General features: G+C 74.3%; 14 protein-coding genes. 8 read left to right on the top strand and 6 right to left on the bottom strand.

The window, feature by feature from the left end; translation table 11 throughout:
• Positions 1-110: 110 nt before the first annotated feature.
• The 3 genes from ABD899_RS08930 to ABD899_RS08920 all read right to left on the bottom strand — a co-directional run bounded on the left by ABD899_RS08930 (position 111) and on the right by ABD899_RS08920 (position 3241).
• Positions 111-671: an OsmC family protein gene (locus ABD899_RS08930; protein ID WP_345204797.1), complete on the bottom strand. Its 561-nt coding sequence runs from the start codon at positions 669-671 to the stop codon at positions 111-113.
• A gap of 67 nt (positions 672-738) precedes the next feature.
• Positions 739-1941, bottom strand: a complete 1203-nt coding sequence (locus ABD899_RS08925; RefSeq protein ID WP_345204796.1) for an NAD(P)/FAD-dependent oxidoreductase — start codon at positions 1939-1941, stop codon at positions 739-741.
• A 40-nt stretch (positions 1942-1981) separates the two neighbouring features.
• Complete coding sequence (locus tag ABD899_RS08920; RefSeq protein ID WP_345204794.1) at positions 1982-3241, bottom strand: alpha/beta hydrolase; 1260 nt, start codon at positions 3239-3241, stop codon at positions 1982-1984.
• A 126-nt stretch (positions 3242-3367) separates the two neighbouring features.
• Here ABD899_RS08920 and ABD899_RS08915 point away from each other — a divergent pair, with 126 nt between their 5' ends.
• Complete coding sequence (locus tag ABD899_RS08915) at positions 3368-5728, top strand: glycosyltransferase (RefSeq protein ID WP_345204793.1); 2361 nt, start codon at positions 3368-3370, stop codon at positions 5726-5728.
• Positions 5725-7029, top strand: a complete 1305-nt coding sequence (locus ABD899_RS08910; RefSeq protein ID WP_345204791.1) for a glycosyltransferase — start codon at positions 5725-5727, stop codon at positions 7027-7029. Before ABD899_RS08915 ends, ABD899_RS08910 begins: the two co-directional genes overlap by 4 nt.
• 166 nt (positions 7030-7195) lie before the next feature.
• Here the strand turns inward: ABD899_RS08910 and ABD899_RS08905 are convergent, their stop codons facing one another.
• Positions 7196-8050, bottom strand: a complete 855-nt coding sequence (locus ABD899_RS08905) for a hypothetical protein (RefSeq protein ID WP_345204789.1) — start codon at positions 8048-8050, stop codon at positions 7196-7198.
• A gap of 363 nt (positions 8051-8413) precedes the next feature.
• On the opposite strand from ABD899_RS08905, the gene ABD899_RS08900 reads away from it, so the two are divergent.
• Both ABD899_RS08900 and ABD899_RS08895 read left to right on the top strand, forming a co-directional pair.
• A complete protein-coding gene (locus ABD899_RS08900) occupies positions 8414-8932 on the top strand; it encodes a peptidylprolyl isomerase (RefSeq protein WP_345204788.1) in 519 nt (172 codons plus the stop codon).
• Positions 8933-8965: 33 nt separating this feature from the next.
• A complete protein-coding gene (locus ABD899_RS08895; protein ID WP_345204785.1) occupies positions 8966-9868 on the top strand; it encodes a rhomboid family intramembrane serine protease in 903 nt (300 codons plus the stop codon).
• Between the two features lie 181 nt (positions 9869-10049).
• On the opposite strand, the gene ABD899_RS08890 is transcribed toward ABD899_RS08895, so the two are convergent.
• A complete protein-coding gene (locus tag ABD899_RS08890; protein ID WP_345204783.1) occupies positions 10050-10301 on the bottom strand; it encodes a cell division protein CrgA in 252 nt (83 codons plus the stop codon).
• Positions 10302-10372: 71 nt separating this feature from the next.
• On the opposite strand from ABD899_RS08890, the gene ABD899_RS08885 reads away from it, so the two are divergent.
• From ABD899_RS08885 to ABD899_RS08870, 4 genes are read left to right on the top strand one after another with little or no spacing between them, the layout of a single operon-like run.
• Positions 10373-11125, top strand: coding sequence for a DUF881 domain-containing protein (locus ABD899_RS08885; RefSeq protein WP_345204780.1), 753 nt, complete (start codon positions 10373-10375; stop codon positions 11123-11125).
• Positions 11122-11823, top strand: a complete 702-nt coding sequence (locus tag ABD899_RS08880; protein WP_345204777.1) for a class E sortase — start codon at positions 11122-11124, stop codon at positions 11821-11823. The genes ABD899_RS08885 and ABD899_RS08880 overlap by 4 nt, the downstream gene beginning before the upstream one ends.
• Positions 11824-11826: 3 nt before the next feature.
• Positions 11827-11985, top strand: a complete 159-nt coding sequence (locus tag ABD899_RS08875; RefSeq protein WP_345204776.1) for a hypothetical protein — start codon at positions 11827-11829, stop codon at positions 11983-11985.
• A 29-nt stretch (positions 11986-12014) separates the two neighbouring features.
• Positions 12015-12671, top strand: a complete 657-nt coding sequence (locus tag ABD899_RS08870; RefSeq protein ID WP_345204774.1) for an aminodeoxychorismate/anthranilate synthase component II — start codon at positions 12015-12017, stop codon at positions 12669-12671.
• 5 nt (positions 12672-12676) lie between these two features.
• On the opposite strand, the gene pknB is transcribed toward ABD899_RS08870, so the two are convergent.
• Positions 12677-14554 (bottom strand): Stk1 family PASTA domain-containing Ser/Thr kinase, encoded by a 1878-nt coding sequence (pknB, locus tag ABD899_RS08865; RefSeq protein ID WP_345204772.1) that lies wholly within the window; start codon positions 14552-14554, stop codon positions 12677-12679.
• Positions 14555-14557 lie beyond the last annotated feature (3 nt).

Raw genomic sequence — 14557 nt, 5'->3', positions numbered from 1 at the left:
GGGGGCCGGGCCGCCCGCCTCCCGGCCACTCCTTGCACATCACCCACGCGCGAGCGCCATCGTGCGGCCCCCGGGCGTGGGTGATGTGCAAGAAGTCGAGGCGAGCGGGGTCAGGCGACCTCGACCTCGATGTCGACCGGCACCCCGTTCGTGATGACGTCGTAGACGGCCGAGCGCTGCCGCGACTGCTCGACGATCGAGCGCAGCACGTCCTCGCTGGCGTCGCCCGCGACGACGAACCGCACGCTGACCTGCTGGTAGCCGTTGCGGACCGGCTGGAGGCCGAGGATGCCGTTGAGGTCGATGTCGCCGGTGACCGTCGAGCGGACCTCGGTGAGGGTGACCCCCCGGGCGGCGGCGATGTTGGCCAGGCCCGCGGTGAGGCAGGCCGCGAGGGCGTGGAGCACGAACTCGACGGGGGTCGGTCCGTTGTCGCGCCCGACGAGCACCGCGGGGTGGTCGGCGTCGAAGGTGAAGACGTGCTCGTGCTCGCGCTCCTCGCCGACCCCGAAGTAGTCGGAGATCGTCGTGCGGCTGTGCGTCCCGGTCTGCCACTCGTTGTGGGCGCGGAACTGGAACTGCGCCGCGGCCGGCATCGCCTTGACGGCGTCGAGGGTCGCGAAGAGCGTCGCGGTGTCGACGCCGTTGCGGTGGCCCGTGTCAGTGGTCATGGTCATGGTGGGTCGTTCCTTTCGGTGGGGTGCCGGAGCTCCGGCGGTCCTCGGGTGAGGTCGGTGGTCAGGCGACTGCGGCGCCTGAAGGGGTGGGCCGGGCGGCGAGCTCGGCGGCCTGCTCGTCGATGACGACCGCGAGCCGGCGCTGCAGCTCGACGAAGCGCGCGGCTCCGGGGAAGGCGGCGAGCGCACAGGTGAGGTCGAGGATCGGGCGCGCCATCCGGTCGCGGGTCGCCGCGTAGGCGGTCATCGCCGCGGCCTCGGCGGCGGGGTCGCCGAGGGCCGTGTCGAGTGCGGCGGCGAGCAGCTCGGCGTCCCGGAAGGCGTCGCTCATGCCGTGGCCGGTGATCGCGTCGCGGTGGTACCCGGCATCCCCGACGAGGGACCAGCCGGGGCCCCAGGCGCGCCGGACGTGGTTCGGCATCCGGAGCATCCCCCGCACCGGCGAGGTCCGCTCGGTGCCGCGAACCCGGTCGGCGAATCCCGGCGTCACCTCGGCGAGCAGGTCGGCGAGGACGGCGTCGCGCGAGCCGCTGCGCTGGTGCCGGCGGGCGACGTCCTCGGGGGTGCACACCCAGACGCAGCCCTCGCCGCCGTGGGTCGGGAAGACCCCTGCGAGGGCGTGCTCGCCGACGTGGTACTCGATGCTCGACCACGGCCCGCGGTGGTACGCGTACAGCGTCGCGCCCGACGTCGGCCGCTCGACGGTCATCGGGGCGCCGACCGCTCGGGCGACGCGCGAGCCGAGCCCGTCGGCGCCGACGACGTGGCGGGCGAGCACGCGGAGGCCGCCCCGGGAGTCGTGCGCGCGGACCCCCTCGACCCGCCCCACGGCATCCCGGATGACGTCGTCGACGCCGACCCCGGTGACGACCCGGGCGCCCGACCGGCGGGCCGCGTCCTGGAGGATGCCGTCGAGCACGACCCGCCGGGGGGCGAGGAGGTGGTCGACGCCGTGCCGCTCCTTGACGGTGCGGACGACGACGTCCGCACCGGTGTCGATCTCCACGGTCCGCACGCGTGGTGCACCGGAGTCGTGGAGCGCGTCGAGCAGACCCCAGCGGGACAGCTGCACCATCCCGGTGCGGGCGATGACGTGCGTGGAGACGGTGTCGCTCGGGAAGCTCGCCCGGTCGAGGACGAGCACGTCGTGCCCGGCATCGGCGAGGAGCATCGCGGTCGCGGCTCCGGCGCAGCGGGCGCCGACGACGACGACGTCGGCCCGCCAGGTGCGTTCGGTGGCGTCGGCCCGGTGGGTGCTGCTCACGGTGGTCCCTTCGTCGGTGGTGTGGGACCACCGTCGTCCGCTAGGGCCCGCCGCCCTTGGAGACCATGTGCACCCCGCGTGGACTTCCCGTGGACTCCTCCTCCGCGAGGAAGGCGTCGACCTCGGCGAGGAAGCGGGCCCAGGCCGGCTCGTCGGGGCGCAGGAGGTGGTTGCGCGTCTCGAGGGGCACGAGCCGGCTGCCCCTGATGAGCGAGGCGAGCTGGAGGCCCTGCTCGAAGGGGATCCGGGTCTCACCGCGGCCGTGGAGGATGAGCGTCGGCACGTCGAGGGCGGCGGCTGCCTGCGTGACGTCCATGTCCAGGCAAGCGTCGAACAGGCGCAGGGCGTTCTCGGCCGAGGTCGTGCGCCGCATGAGCTCGGCGAAGTCGGTCCACACCTGCGGGTCGGCGTCGGGCATGAACACGGAGGAGAAGTAGAGCCGGAACGAGTGCTCGTCGCGCCCCCAGCCGAGCCGGATGAGGTCGCGCTGCATCTCGAACTCGAGCTCGTGGCTCGGGGTCGTCGCCCGGGCCCGCCGCCCCTGGACGAAGGCGCCGACGAGCACGAGCCGGCTGACCCGCTCGGGGTGCCGGTGCGCGTACTCGACGGCGACCGGCCCACCCTGGGACAGCCCCATGAGCGGGAAGCGTTCGAGCCCGAGGTCGTCGACGACCGTCTCGAGGTCGTGGACGAACGACTCGAGGGAGACGTCGTACGGGTCGTGGTCCGACAGCCCGCACCCGCGCTCGTCGTAGCGCACGAGGGTCCGGTTGCGGGACAGTCCCTCCATCCAGTGCTGCCAGACGGGGCTCTCCCACTCGTGGTCGAGGTGGGTGATCCAGTGCGCGGCGCGCACGAGCGGAGGGCCGTCACCGACGGTGGCGTAGGCGAGGCGCTCCCCGTCGGCGGTGCGGCAGAACCGGATCCGCTGTTCCACGCGGCCCGGTGGGGGTTCGGGGCGGGTGCGGTGCCCGCCGGATGCCGGCTCGGCCTGCTCCGCGACGTCGGCGACCCAGCGGTACCCGCGTCCGTGGACGGTCTTGATGAATCCCTGCGTGATGCCGTCGTCCCCGACCGCGCGGCGGGCGGCCTTGATCCGGCTCGTCAGCGACGACTCGCTGACGAACCGGTCGCCCCACACGGTGTCGAGCAGCTCGGTCTTCGGCACGACGCGCGACCGGTTGGCGACGAGGTGGCCGAGCACGTCGAAGACCTGGGGCTGGACGTGCTGCGGCTCCCCACCCCGCTCGAGGACGAAGCGGTCGGTGTCGAGCACGAGGTCCCCGAACGAGTACCTCATGCGGCTGATTGTGACAGCGATGCGCGTGGAGTCAACGGCGCGGAGGTCCCGGCGACCCCGCAGCTGCGCGCCAAAAGATTGGACAGAGATTGAACAAGACGGCTCCCGGCGACCTACGCTGGAGGCATGTCGCGTCCTGGGGGTCTCGCCCCGCCCGTGCACGCCGCGCTCGACTCCGTGCGCAGCGCGCCGACGATCGTCGCCGCCCTGCGCCGCGCCGACGACCTCGCCGCCGCGGCGACCGACGACCTCACCGGCGGCTCCCACGAGCTCCTCGCCGCCGCGGCCCACGACCCGGCCGACGACGTCGTCGCCATCGCGGCCGTCCACGCCCTCGGCGCGCTCCCGGCATCCGTCGGCCGACCCGCCCTGCAGGGCCTGCTCACGGTCGACCGCCCGCACCTGCGGGAGCACGCCGCCTGGGCGCTCGCGGGCACTGCACCGGCCCTCGACGCCATCGGACCGCTCGTCACCCTCGTCGTCGAGGGCGGGGTCGGCGGCATGCTCGCGCAGGGCACGCTCGAGGCCTGGGCGGCACGGACGCCGGATGCCGTGCGCGCCCACCTCGGTGCCGCGCTCACCGACGCCACCGAGCCGGGGGTCCGGGCTCGGCTCGTCGAGACCCTCGGCCTCGTCGACGGCCCCGAGACGGTGTCCGGCCTGCTCGCCCTCGCCCGGGACCCCGACGAGCCCGTCCCCGTGCGCGCCGCGGCCGTCGCGGCCCTCGGCGACCACACCGGGGCGGACGTCCCTGAGGTCGTGCTCGTCCTCGACGACATCTGCGCCGGCGAGGGGCCGCTCGCCGACACGGCCTGCACGGCCCTCCACGACCTCGGCCTGGCCCTGCCCTCGCGCCCGCCCGGCGCGGGGCCCGGCGGCCCGGGCCGCGGGCCCGCACGGCCTGCTGTGCTGCAGCTGTTCCTGCACTCCGACATCGACGCCTCCCTCTCGCACGCCGGACAGGGCGACACCGGTGGCATCGCGACCCTCCTCGTGCAGCTCGGCGACGCCCTCGTCGGTGCGGACGGTGCCGACGGTGCGGACGGTGGTGTCGACGGTGCGGTCGGTGGTGTCGACGGTGCCAGCGGTGCCGGCGGGGCCCACCGTGTGGTCACGCTGTCGCGGGGACGCCCGGCCGACGCCCTGACCGGCCTCGACGTGCTCACCGACCCCGGGCACCACTTCGCGAGCGTGCCCCTGTGGGGGCCACCCCTCCCCGCCGCCGAGGCCTGGCCGCTGCGGGTCGAGGCGCGTCGCGGCATCCGGCGCATCCTGCGGGCGGCGCGCCCCGACGTCGTCCACCTGCGGATGGCGGACGTCGGCTCGATGGCCGCGGCAGGTGCAGCCCGCGAGCTGGGGATCCCGGTCGTGCTCACGGTCGCTCCCGACCCGCACGTGCTCGTGCAGGCGCGCGAGGCGGCCGGCACGCTCAACAGGAAAGGATTCGGTGCCGCCGACCACGCCGAGCACCTCGTCCTGCGCGACCGCCTCCTGCGCGGCCTCGCGGCCGAGGCCGCCCACCTCGTCCTCCTTCCGCGCCCCGACCTGCACCGCGAGGTGCACGACCTGCTCGGCCTCGACGCCACGGCGCACGAGCGGGTGTCCGTCGTCGGGGAGGGCGTCGACCTCGCCGGGATCGGGCGCGCGGTGAGCATGGTGGCGGATGCCGGCCGTGCGGGCTCCGCGGCCGCCCGCGGTTCCGCATCCGCCCCAGACCCCGCGACCGCCCCCGACCCGGCGCTGCCGCGGGCCCTGCGCGACCTCGACGACCTCCTCGCCACCCTGCCGCCCGAGCGCCGGGACCTGCCGCTCGCGCTGTCGGTCGGGCGCTTGCACCGGGTCAAGGGCATGTCGACGCTCGTGCGGACCTGGGCGTCGCGCCCCGACCTGTACGAACGGTGCAACCTCCTCGTCGTCGGCGGTGACCTCGACGACCCCTCGCACGAGGAGGCGGCCGAGCTCGACCTCATCCATGCCGCGGTACCCGCCGGGGAGGCTGCCCGCCGCGGCCTCCTCCTCGCCGGGCACCGCCCCAACCCCGTCGTCGCGTTCTGGCTGGCCGCGGCCCGGCAGGGTCGTCCCGGCCTCGCCGCGACCGACGGGGTCTACGTGTCGGCGAGCCTCAAGGAGGAGTTCGGGATCGCGATCCTCGAGGCGACGAGCGCCGGCCTCGTCGTCGTCGCCCCCGACGGTGGCGGGCCCGCGACCTACGTCGCCGACGGCGTCACCGGCCTGCTCGCCGACACCGCCGACGAGAGCGCTCTCGGGGATGCCGTGGCCCGCGCCCTCGCGCTCGCCCGCGACCCGGAGGCCATCACTCGCGCCGACGAGGCGCGCGTGGCCGTCCGCGAGCGGTTCGGCATCGCGACGATGGCGCGGGCCCTCGGCGACGTCTACGCCCGGGTCGCCGGGGCGGCGGCCGACCCGCGCGACGGCGCGGACGGCATCCGGGCGCTGTCCGCCGCCGGGGACGGGCACCGGACGTGACCCTGCTCGTCATCAGCCCCGACTACGCCTCGCACCTGTTCCCCCTCGCCACGCTCGCGTCGGCCTGGCGCGACGCCGGCGAACGCGTCGTCGTCGCGACGGGGCCGGCGACCGACGCCATCGTGCGCGGCTTCGGCTACGAGCGTGCGGACCTGCGCCTCGGACGCGGTTCCAACCCAGGCGTCATCCGGGCCGAGCACCAGCCGCGCGGTGAGGACGACGCCCTGCGCGGGTTCTTCGAGGCCACCCGGCGGGGGGCGGTCGAGACCCTCGCGTTCCAGGCCCGGGCCCGGCGGTCCGACCTGCTCTGGGACCCCGTCGGCACCGCGCGGCGGGTGCTCCGGGTCGTCGACGACGTCCGACCCGACGACGTGCTCGTCGACCACCTCGCCTTCAGCGCCCGGCTGGCCCTCGCCGCCGCCGGCGTGCGGCACGCGGACGTCGTGCTCGGTCACCCGTCGGCCCTCACCGTCGGCGACGAGGTCTACGGCCTCCCCCCGGCCTTCCCCCGATGCATCCAGCCGGACGCTCGCGAGCTCGCCGGGCTCACCCGGCTGTGCGAGCAGGTGCGGGACGAGTTCACCGAGCAGTGGAACGCCGCGCTGCGAACCCTCGCACCGGATGCCGCGCCGAGCCGTGACGCGTTCGCCGAGACGGGGGACGTGCTGCTCCTCAACTACCCCGCCGAGCTGCATCCCGCGCACCGCACCGCGCTCCTGCCGCCGCACGCGTTCCTCGGCTCGGCGGTGCGGGCCGAGCCCCGGGACGACGAGGTCGAGGGGTGGCTCGCCGCGAGCGACGAGCCGGTCGTCTACGTCAGCCTCGGCAGCTTCCTCTCGGTGCGCTCCGACGTGCTCGCCCGGGTGGCCGAGGCCCTGCGCGGGCTCGACGTGCGCGTCGCGCTGGCGAACGGGTCGACGCCGCGGGCCGAGCTCGGCCCGCTCCCGCCGACCTGGCTGGTGCGCGAGGTGCTGCCGCAGGTGACCCTGCTCGGGCGCAGCGTGCTCGCGGTGTCGCACGGCGGCAACAACAGCGTGACCGAGGCGCTCACGGCATCCGTCCCGCTCCTGCTCCTGCCGCTGTCGACCGACCAGTTCGCCGGCGCCGCGGCGGTCGAGGAGGCCGGGTACGGCGAGGCGCTCGACCCCAACACCGCCACCCCCGCACAGATCCGGGGGGCGGCCTCCCGGCTGCTCGACCTCGCCCCCGGTCCGCGCGAGCGGCTCGGGCGGCTGGGTGGCTCGCTCGTCGAGCGGCCCGGTGCGACGCGCGCCCGAGAGGCCCTGCGCGGGAGACCCTGACCGTCGGCGGCGCCGCCGGTTCGCGACGAGGGTCGGCGAAGGGGGTCGGCGAAGGGGGTCGGCGAGGAGAGTCGGCCACGAGGGTCGGCCTGACCATTGACCCCCGCGGAACCGACGAACGCCGGTCGCCCCGGGGGACGGCCGGCGTTCGTGGTCGGCGGTGGGGTCAGGCCTTGTCGGTCGACCCGCTGTCGAGGTGCGTCGTCGACAGGTCGGAGCCCTCGGAGGTGCCGGAGGTCGAGGCGGCCGAGTCGTCGGCGACGCTGGCGTCGGACCAGGTGGCGGCACCCTCGTCAGCGGCCTCGGCGGCGGTCTCCTCGGCCTCGGTGGCGGCGTCGGCGAGCTCGTCGGCCTTCGCGGCGGCCGCGCCCTTGGCCTCGGCGGCCTTGTCGGAGGCGGTGTCCTTGGCGTCGACCGCCTTGTCCTTGAGCGCGCCGGCCTTCTGGGCCGCGGCGTCCTTGACCTCGGCGGCCTTCTCCTTGGCGGCGCCCGCGAGGTCGCCGACCTTCTCGGAGACCGGCTTCGGGGGGGTGTAGGACCCGGCCGTGGCCCACGGGTCGGGGCGCTCGTTGCTCTTGCGCCACGCCATGATGGCGGCACCCGCGGCGAGCGCGCCGAGCAGGAGGATCCACTTGCCCTTGCCCCCGCTCTGCTTCGCCACGGCGTCGCCCTTGAGCACGGCGTAGGCGTCGGGGGCGCGCTCGGCGGCGTCGGCGGCGCTGTCCTTGGCGGCGGCGGCCCCGGCGGCGATCGTGGCGAGGGCACCCGCGACCTTCGGCAGGACGTCCTCGACGAAGGTCTCGCGGGCGTGCTCGACCTTGGGGGCGAGCGTCTCGGCGGCCTCCTGGGCCTTCTCGCGGACCGTCTCCGCGGCCTCCTGGGCGTACACCGCGGCCTCGGACGCCTTCTCCTTGGCGACGGCGGCCTTGTCGGCGGCGGCGTGGGCGCCCTCGCTGACCTTCTCGGCCCCGGTCGCCACGGTGGCCTTGGCCTGGTCCGTCTTGCTCGCACTGCGGAACACGTGTCCTCCTCGTGTTGGACGTTGGTCTTCCCCCCATCCTGCCCTGTTTCGAGGGCGCCGGGCGAGCCGGGGTCGACGAGATCACGCCCGGACGGGAGACGGCAGCCCGGCGTCGGGGGCGGTGGCTGGGGGGTCCTGTGGCATGACTCGGCACTGCTGCGTGGGGGCTCAGCAGTGTCGAGTGGGTGGGGCATCCTTGTTGGTGGGCTCGGCACTGCTGCGCCGGGGGTCAGCAGTGTCGAGGCACGGAGCACCACCCCCCGGGCCTGCCCGAGTCGGCGACCTTCGACGAGCTTCGTCGACCCTCGACGAGCCTCGACCACCCCGGCGGCCAGGTCGTCGCACCGTGAGAGGATCGTGCGCATGAAGGCAACCCTGCACACCAACCACGGCCCCATCGTCGTCGAGCTCTTCCCCAACGAGGCGCCGAAGACCGTCGCCAACTTCACCGGTCTCGCCACGGGCGAGAAGGAGTACAAGGACGACGCCGGGCGCACCAACCCGACGCCGTTCTTCGACGGCCTGATCTTCCACCGCATCATCCCCGGCTTCATGATCCAGGGCGGCTGCCCGCTCGGTCGCGGCATGGGCGGCCCGGGCTACGCCTTCGACGACGAGGTGCACCCCGACAAGCAGTTCGACCGGCCCTACCTGCTCGCCATGGCCAACGCCGGCAAGCGGATGGGCAAGGGCACCAACGGCTCGCAGTTCTTCATCACGGTCGCTCCGACGACGTGGCTCAACGGCAAGCACACGATCTTCGGCGAGGTCGCCGACGCCCCGAGCCGCGAGGTCGTCGACAAGATCGCAGGGGTCCGCACCGGCGCCCAGGACAAGCCGCTCGAGGACGTCGTCCTCGAGCGTGTCGAGATCGAGGCCTGAGCCGCCCGCGCTGCAGACCGGGACGACGACGTGATGGGTGAGCAGCCGGCATCCCCGGATGCCGTCGAGCAGGTTCCGGTCTGCCCGCGGCACCCCGACCGGGAGTCCTACGTCCGGTGCCAGCGGTGCCGGCGCCCCACGTGCCCGGAGTGCCAGCGTCCCGCGGCGGTCGGCATCCAGTGCGTGGACTGCGTCGCCGAGGGTGCGCGCACGGTGCGCCAGGTGCGCACCGTGTTCGGCGGGGCGGTCACCGACGGCCGCCCGGTCGCGACGATGACCCTCATCGGGCTCTGCCTCGCGGTGTTCGTCCTCCAGCAGGTCGTGCCCGGGCTGACGAGCCGGGTCATGTTCGTGCCCGCCCTGGGGGCGGAGGAGCCGTGGCGGTTCATCACCTCGGCGTTCGCCCACAGCCCGGGAAACCTCCTCCACATCGCGTTCAACATGTACGCCCTGTGGATCATGGGCACCTACCTCGAGCCGCTGCTCGGTCGAGCCCGGTTCGTCGCCGTCTACCTGCTCAGCGCGATCGGCGGGTCGGTCGTCTACCTGCTGTTCGCGTCGCCGCCCAGCCCCGCGGACGTCGCGGCCGGCGACCTCGGACTCTGGTACACGGGGGCCGTGGGCGCCTCCGGGGCGGTCTTCGGCCTCTTCGGCGCGTTCCTCGTGCTCCAGCGGCGGCTCGGCCGTTCCGCTGCGGGGATGTACGTCGTCATCGGCATCAACGCCGTGCTCGGCTTCGTCATCCCGGGCATCGCGTGGCAGGCGCACCTCGGCGGCTTCCTCACCGGCGCGGCCGCCGCCGCAGCGATCGCCTACACCGGCCGCCGCCGCTCTCCGCTCGCACCCCCGAACCGCTCGGTGCACTGGGCGGGGCTCGTCGGCATCCTGCTCGTGCTCGTCGTCGTCGCGCTCGCGAAGTACGCCGCCGTGGGCTGACCGCGCCGCGGCCACCGCGGCCTGGGGTTACACGGCTGTCATTCGTCCCCAGTGGGGACAAACCCTGTGGACAACTCGCCACGGCTGCCCGCGGACCGCCCGGTCAGCGCCACCGGGGTCGAAAGAACCCGGCGAGCATGAGGACGAAGCCGACGGCGAGGTTCCAGCGGTGGACGATCGGTCAGCGCCAGCGGGTCGTCATGAGGAAGCCGGCGAGCATGAGGCCGAAGCCGACGGCGAGGTTCCAGCGCTCGAGCGCCGGCACCGGGTACTGGTTCACGCCGGAGATGTAGTACGTGACGACCCAGATCAGGCCGACGACCATGAGGCCGAGCATGAGCGGCACGAACCAGCGCGGGTTGGGCCCCTGCGCCTTCTGCGCGGTGCGCGGCGGGATGTAAGGGGGCTTGGAGCGACCCTTGGACTCGGGCACGAACACTCTCCTCGTGGCGTTGATGGTGTTGGCCTAGCGTAGAGGGTGGTTCGGGAGAGGAGGTGGCCGCGGTGGCCGGAACGCACGGTGGACGGGTCGACCGACCCTCCCCCTGGCCGTGGCTCGTGCCCGTCGCGGCGCTCGTCGCCGGCACCCTCTTCGCCTCGAGCGTGCGCGCGTCGCAGGGCGAGGACCTGCGCCCCGACCAGGCCGAGCTCCCCGACCTCATCCGGGCCCAGAACCGCACGAACGAGGATCGCTCCTCACGGGTCGAGGAGCTGCAGGCCCGGGTCGACGAGGCGACCGCCGCCCTCGCCCCGCGCGACGTGCAGACCCAGCAGCTCGAGCGACAGGCCACCGAGCTCGCCTCGGCGGCCGGCCGCACGCCCGTCGAGGGCCCCGCCCTGCGGGTCACCCTCGACGACGCCAAGCTGCAGGGCGGTGAGGTGCCGACCGGCGCCGACCCCGACGACTACGTCATCCACCAGCAGGACGTCCAGGCCGTCGTCAACGCCCTGTGGGCCGGCGGGGCCGAGGCGATGATGCTCCAGGACCAGCGGGTCATCTCGACGAGCGCCGTGCGCTGCGTCGGCAACACCCTCATCCTCCAGGGTCGCGTCTACTCCCCGCCCTACGTCATCACCGCCATCGGCGACACCGACCGGATGCGTCAGGCCCTCGACGACGACGCCGAGGTCGAGAACCTCCGGCAGTGGTCCGTGGCCGTCGGCCTGGGCTACGACGTCCGCGGCGTCGGCGAGCAGACCTTCCCCGCCTATGTCGGGTCGATCGTCCCCCAGCACGCCGAGGTCCCCGCCTCGTGACGCTGCGCCGCGTCGTCGGCTGGTCCGGCGAGCTGCTCGTCACGCTCGGTGTCCTCGTCCTGCTCTTCGCCGCCTGGCAGCTGTGGTGGACCGACGTCGTCGCCGACCGGGCCCAGGCCCGGATCGTCGCCTCGCTCGAGGAGGAGTTCGCAGAGTCCGCCCGCGAGCCCGTGGCGAGGTCCACGACGGCGCCCGCGGACGGCATCCCGGAGCCGGTCGGCCCGGACGGCGCCTTCGCGGTCGTGCGGATCCCGCGCTTCGGTGCGGACTACGCGCGGCCGGTCCTCGAGGGCACCGGGCGCGACGTGCTCGCGCTGGGCGTCGGACACTACGTCGGCACCGCAGGGCCCGGGCAGGTTGGCAACTTCGCCCTCGCCGGGCACCGGACGACCTACGGCCGGCCGTTCCACGACGTCGACCGGCTCGTCGACGGCGACCCGGTCGTCGTCGAGACGGCGGCCGAGGTGCACGTCTACGAGGTGACCTCGCGCGAGGTCGTGCGCCCCGGCGACGTCGACGTCGTCGCGCCGGTGCCGTCCGAGCCCGGAGCGCCACCGACCGAGGCGCTCATCACGTTGACGTCGTGCCACCCGAGGTACAGCGCCACCGAGCGCTTCGTCGTCCACGGCCGGCTCGTCGAGTCGGTGCCGCGGTCGGCGTGGGACCCCGCCCGCCTCCTCGCGCTGACAGGGGCCTGAGCCGTGTACGCCGCGTTGTGGCGCGCGCTGCCCGGCCCCACGTGGGCGCGGGCCGTGCAGTGCCTCGTGCTCCTCGCCCTCGTCGTCGCGGCCTGCTTCACGTGGGTCTTCCCGGCGGTGAGCACGCTCCTGCCGTTCACGGAGTCGACGGTCGGTCCGTGACCGGGCGCACACGGTGCACCATGGACGCCATGACCCGCATCCTCGTCGTCGACAACTACGACAGCTTCGTCTTCACGATCGTCGGCTACCTCGAGCAGCTCGGCGCCCGGTGCGAGGTCGTGCGCAACGACGCGGTCGCCCCGGGCGACGCCGCGGGCTTCGACGGGGTGCTCGTCTCCCCCGGTCCGGGCACCCCCGAGGAGGCCGGTGTGTCGATGGCGATGATCGAGGCCTGCGCCGAGCGGGTCCAGCCGATGCTCGGCGTGTGCCTGGGCCACCAGGCACTCGGGGTCGTCATGGGGGCGACGGTGGGCCGGGCCCCCGAGCTGCTGCACGGCAAGACCTCCCAGGTGCACCACGACGGCACGGGGGTGCTCGCCGGCGTGCCCGACCCGTTCACTGCGACCCGCTACCACTCGCTGACCATCGACCCCGAGACCCTGCCCGCCGAGCTGGTCGCCACCGGACGAACCGAGTCCGGCATCGTCATGGCGGTGCGGCACGCGACCCTGCCGCTGCACGGCGTGCAGTTCCACCCCGAGTCGGTGCTGACGCACGGCGGCCACCGGATGCTCGCCAACTGGCTCGAGCTGTGCGGCATGCCGGATGCCGTCGCGCGCTCGGCCGGTCTCAGCCCACTCGTGCACGACGCCGCCGGCGTCGCCCGGATGGTCGCCGCGGGCTGACCGGGTCAGTCGTCCTCGGAGGGGGACGGCTCCGGGGACGGCGACTCGGTCTCGGTCGGGGTCGGAGTCGGGGTCGGGGTGACCGTCGTCGGTGTCACCGTCGGGGCCGCCTTCTGCGCCACGACGATCTTGACGGTGCCACCGATCTCGACCGTCCCGGACTCGGGGTCCTGCTCGACGACGCGGCCCTCGGGGACCGAGTTGGTCTGGCGGAAGTCGGTCTCGACCTTGAGGTTGGCGTCGGCGAGGAGGCGCTGCGCCTCGTTCTGCGACTTCCCGACGACGTTGGGGACCGCGACCTCGCCGCTGCCGACCCGCACGCTGATCCGTGACCCCGGGGCGACCGAGCTGCCCACCGCGGGGTTGGAGTCGATGATCCTGCCCTTCTCGGTCTCGGGGTCGTCGACCTCCTCGACGTCGCCGAGCTCGAGGCCCAGGTCCGTGAGCTGGGCCCGCGCCTCCGACTCGGTGAGACCCCGCAGGTCGGGCACCGTGACCGCGGTCGGCCCGGAGGAGACGAAGATGCGCACCGTGGAGCCCTCGTCGACCTCGACACCACCGGCCGGGTTCTGGCTGATGACGGTGTCGGCCGGCACGGTGTCGCTCGGCTGGCGCACCGTCTCCGCCTCGAGCTGGGCCTGGGAGAGCTTGGCGACGGCGGTCTGCACCGGGTCGTCCACGACGTTTGGCACGGTGACCCGGGGGACCTCCGGCTCGCCGAAGTAGGAGGAGAGCCCGAACGCGAGCGCGGCCAGGGCCGCGACGGCGACGACGGCGAGCACGACAAGGCCGGTGCGGTTGCGCTTGGCCGGCGCCTCGTCCTCGACCGCCGGGAGGGTGTCGGTGCCCGACCCGGGTGGCGTGTCGGTGGGCGTGAGCGGCATCCCCGAGTACGCCTGGGTGGGCTCGGTGCCGACCGCCGGCAGGGCCTCGGTGGCGGCCGCACCCGCGGCCACCCCGGCGGCGGCTCCCGCGGCCGCCCCGGCGAGGGCCGCGGCGGAGCCCCGGGCCGCGTCGCTGATCGGGCGGTCGAGGCGCACCGCCTGCAGGTCGCTGCGGAACTCACCGGCGCTCTGGTATCGGGCGTCGCGTGGCTTGGCGAGCGAGTGCAGGACGACGGCGTCGAGGTCCTCGGAGATGCCGTCGACGAGCCGCGACGGGGGCAGGGGCTGCTCGCCGACGTGCTGGTAGGCGATCGAGACCGGGCTCTCACCGAGGAACGGCGGGCGCCCGGTGAGCAGCTCGAAGAGCATGCACCCGGTCGAGTACAGGTCGGACCGCGCGTCGACCGGCTGGCCCTGGGCCTGCTCGGGCGAGAGGTACTGCGCCGTGCCGATGACCGCCTGGGTCTGGGTCATCGTGGCGTTGGCGTCGGCCATCGCCCGCGCGATCCCGAAGTCCATGACCTTGATCGTGCCGTCGCCCGAGATCATGACGTTCGCGGGCTTGATGTCGCGGTGGACGATGCCGTTGCGGTGGCTGTAGGCGAGGGCGTCGAGGACGCCCTCGGTGATCCGCAGGGCCTCGGTGTGCGGCAGCGTCGTGCGCTCGGTGACGATCTCGCGCAGGGTCTTGCCGTCGACGAACTCCATGACGATGTAGGGCACCTTGACCTCGGCGCCGCCGGCCTCGACGGCGACGTCCTCGCCGTGGTCGTACACCGCCACGATCGAGGCGTGGTTGAGCCCCGCCGCGGACTGCGCCTCGCGCCGGAACCGGGTGAGGAAGGTGTTGTCGCGGGCCAGCTCGCTGCGGAGCATCTTGATCGCCACCTGGCGCCCCAACCGGGAGTCGTACCCGCGGTGCACCTCGGCCATGCCGCCGCGGCCGAGGAGCTCACCCACCTCGTAGCGACCCCCGAGCAGCTTCGGGACCTCAGCCATGCC

It is taken from the genome of Fodinibacter luteus (assembly GCF_039541575.1).
Classification (GTDB): Bacteria; Actinomycetota; Actinomycetes; order Actinomycetales; family Dermatophilaceae; genus Fodinibacter; species Fodinibacter luteus.
The sequence above is the reverse complement of the archived record's forward strand: the minus strand, read 5'-3'. Positions and strand labels throughout refer to the sequence as shown.

Excerpts from the sequence above, each read along its gene's own strand:
- ABD899_RS08930 (WP_345204797.1), bottom strand. The coding sequence starts at position 671 with ATGACCACTGACACGGGCCACCGCAACGGCGTCGACACCGCGACGCTC.
- pknB (WP_345204772.1), bottom strand. The coding sequence starts at position 14,554 with ATGGCTGAGGTCCCGAAGCTGCTCGGGGGTCGCTACGAGGTGGGTGAG.
- ABD899_RS08895 (WP_345204785.1), top strand. The coding sequence starts at position 8,966 with ATGGGTGAGCAGCCGGCATCCCCGGATGCCGTCGAGCAGGTTCCGGTC.
- ABD899_RS08920 (WP_345204794.1), bottom strand. The coding sequence starts at position 3,241 with ATGAGGTACTCGTTCGGGGACCTCGTGCTCGACACCGACCGCTTCGTC.
- ABD899_RS08915 (WP_345204793.1), top strand. The coding sequence starts at position 3,368 with ATGTCGCGTCCTGGGGGTCTCGCCCCGCCCGTGCACGCCGCGCTCGAC.
- ABD899_RS08900 (WP_345204788.1), top strand. The coding sequence starts at position 8,414 with ATGAAGGCAACCCTGCACACCAACCACGGCCCCATCGTCGTCGAGCTC.
- ABD899_RS08870 (WP_345204774.1), top strand. The coding sequence starts at position 12,015 with ATGACCCGCATCCTCGTCGTCGACAACTACGACAGCTTCGTCTTCACG.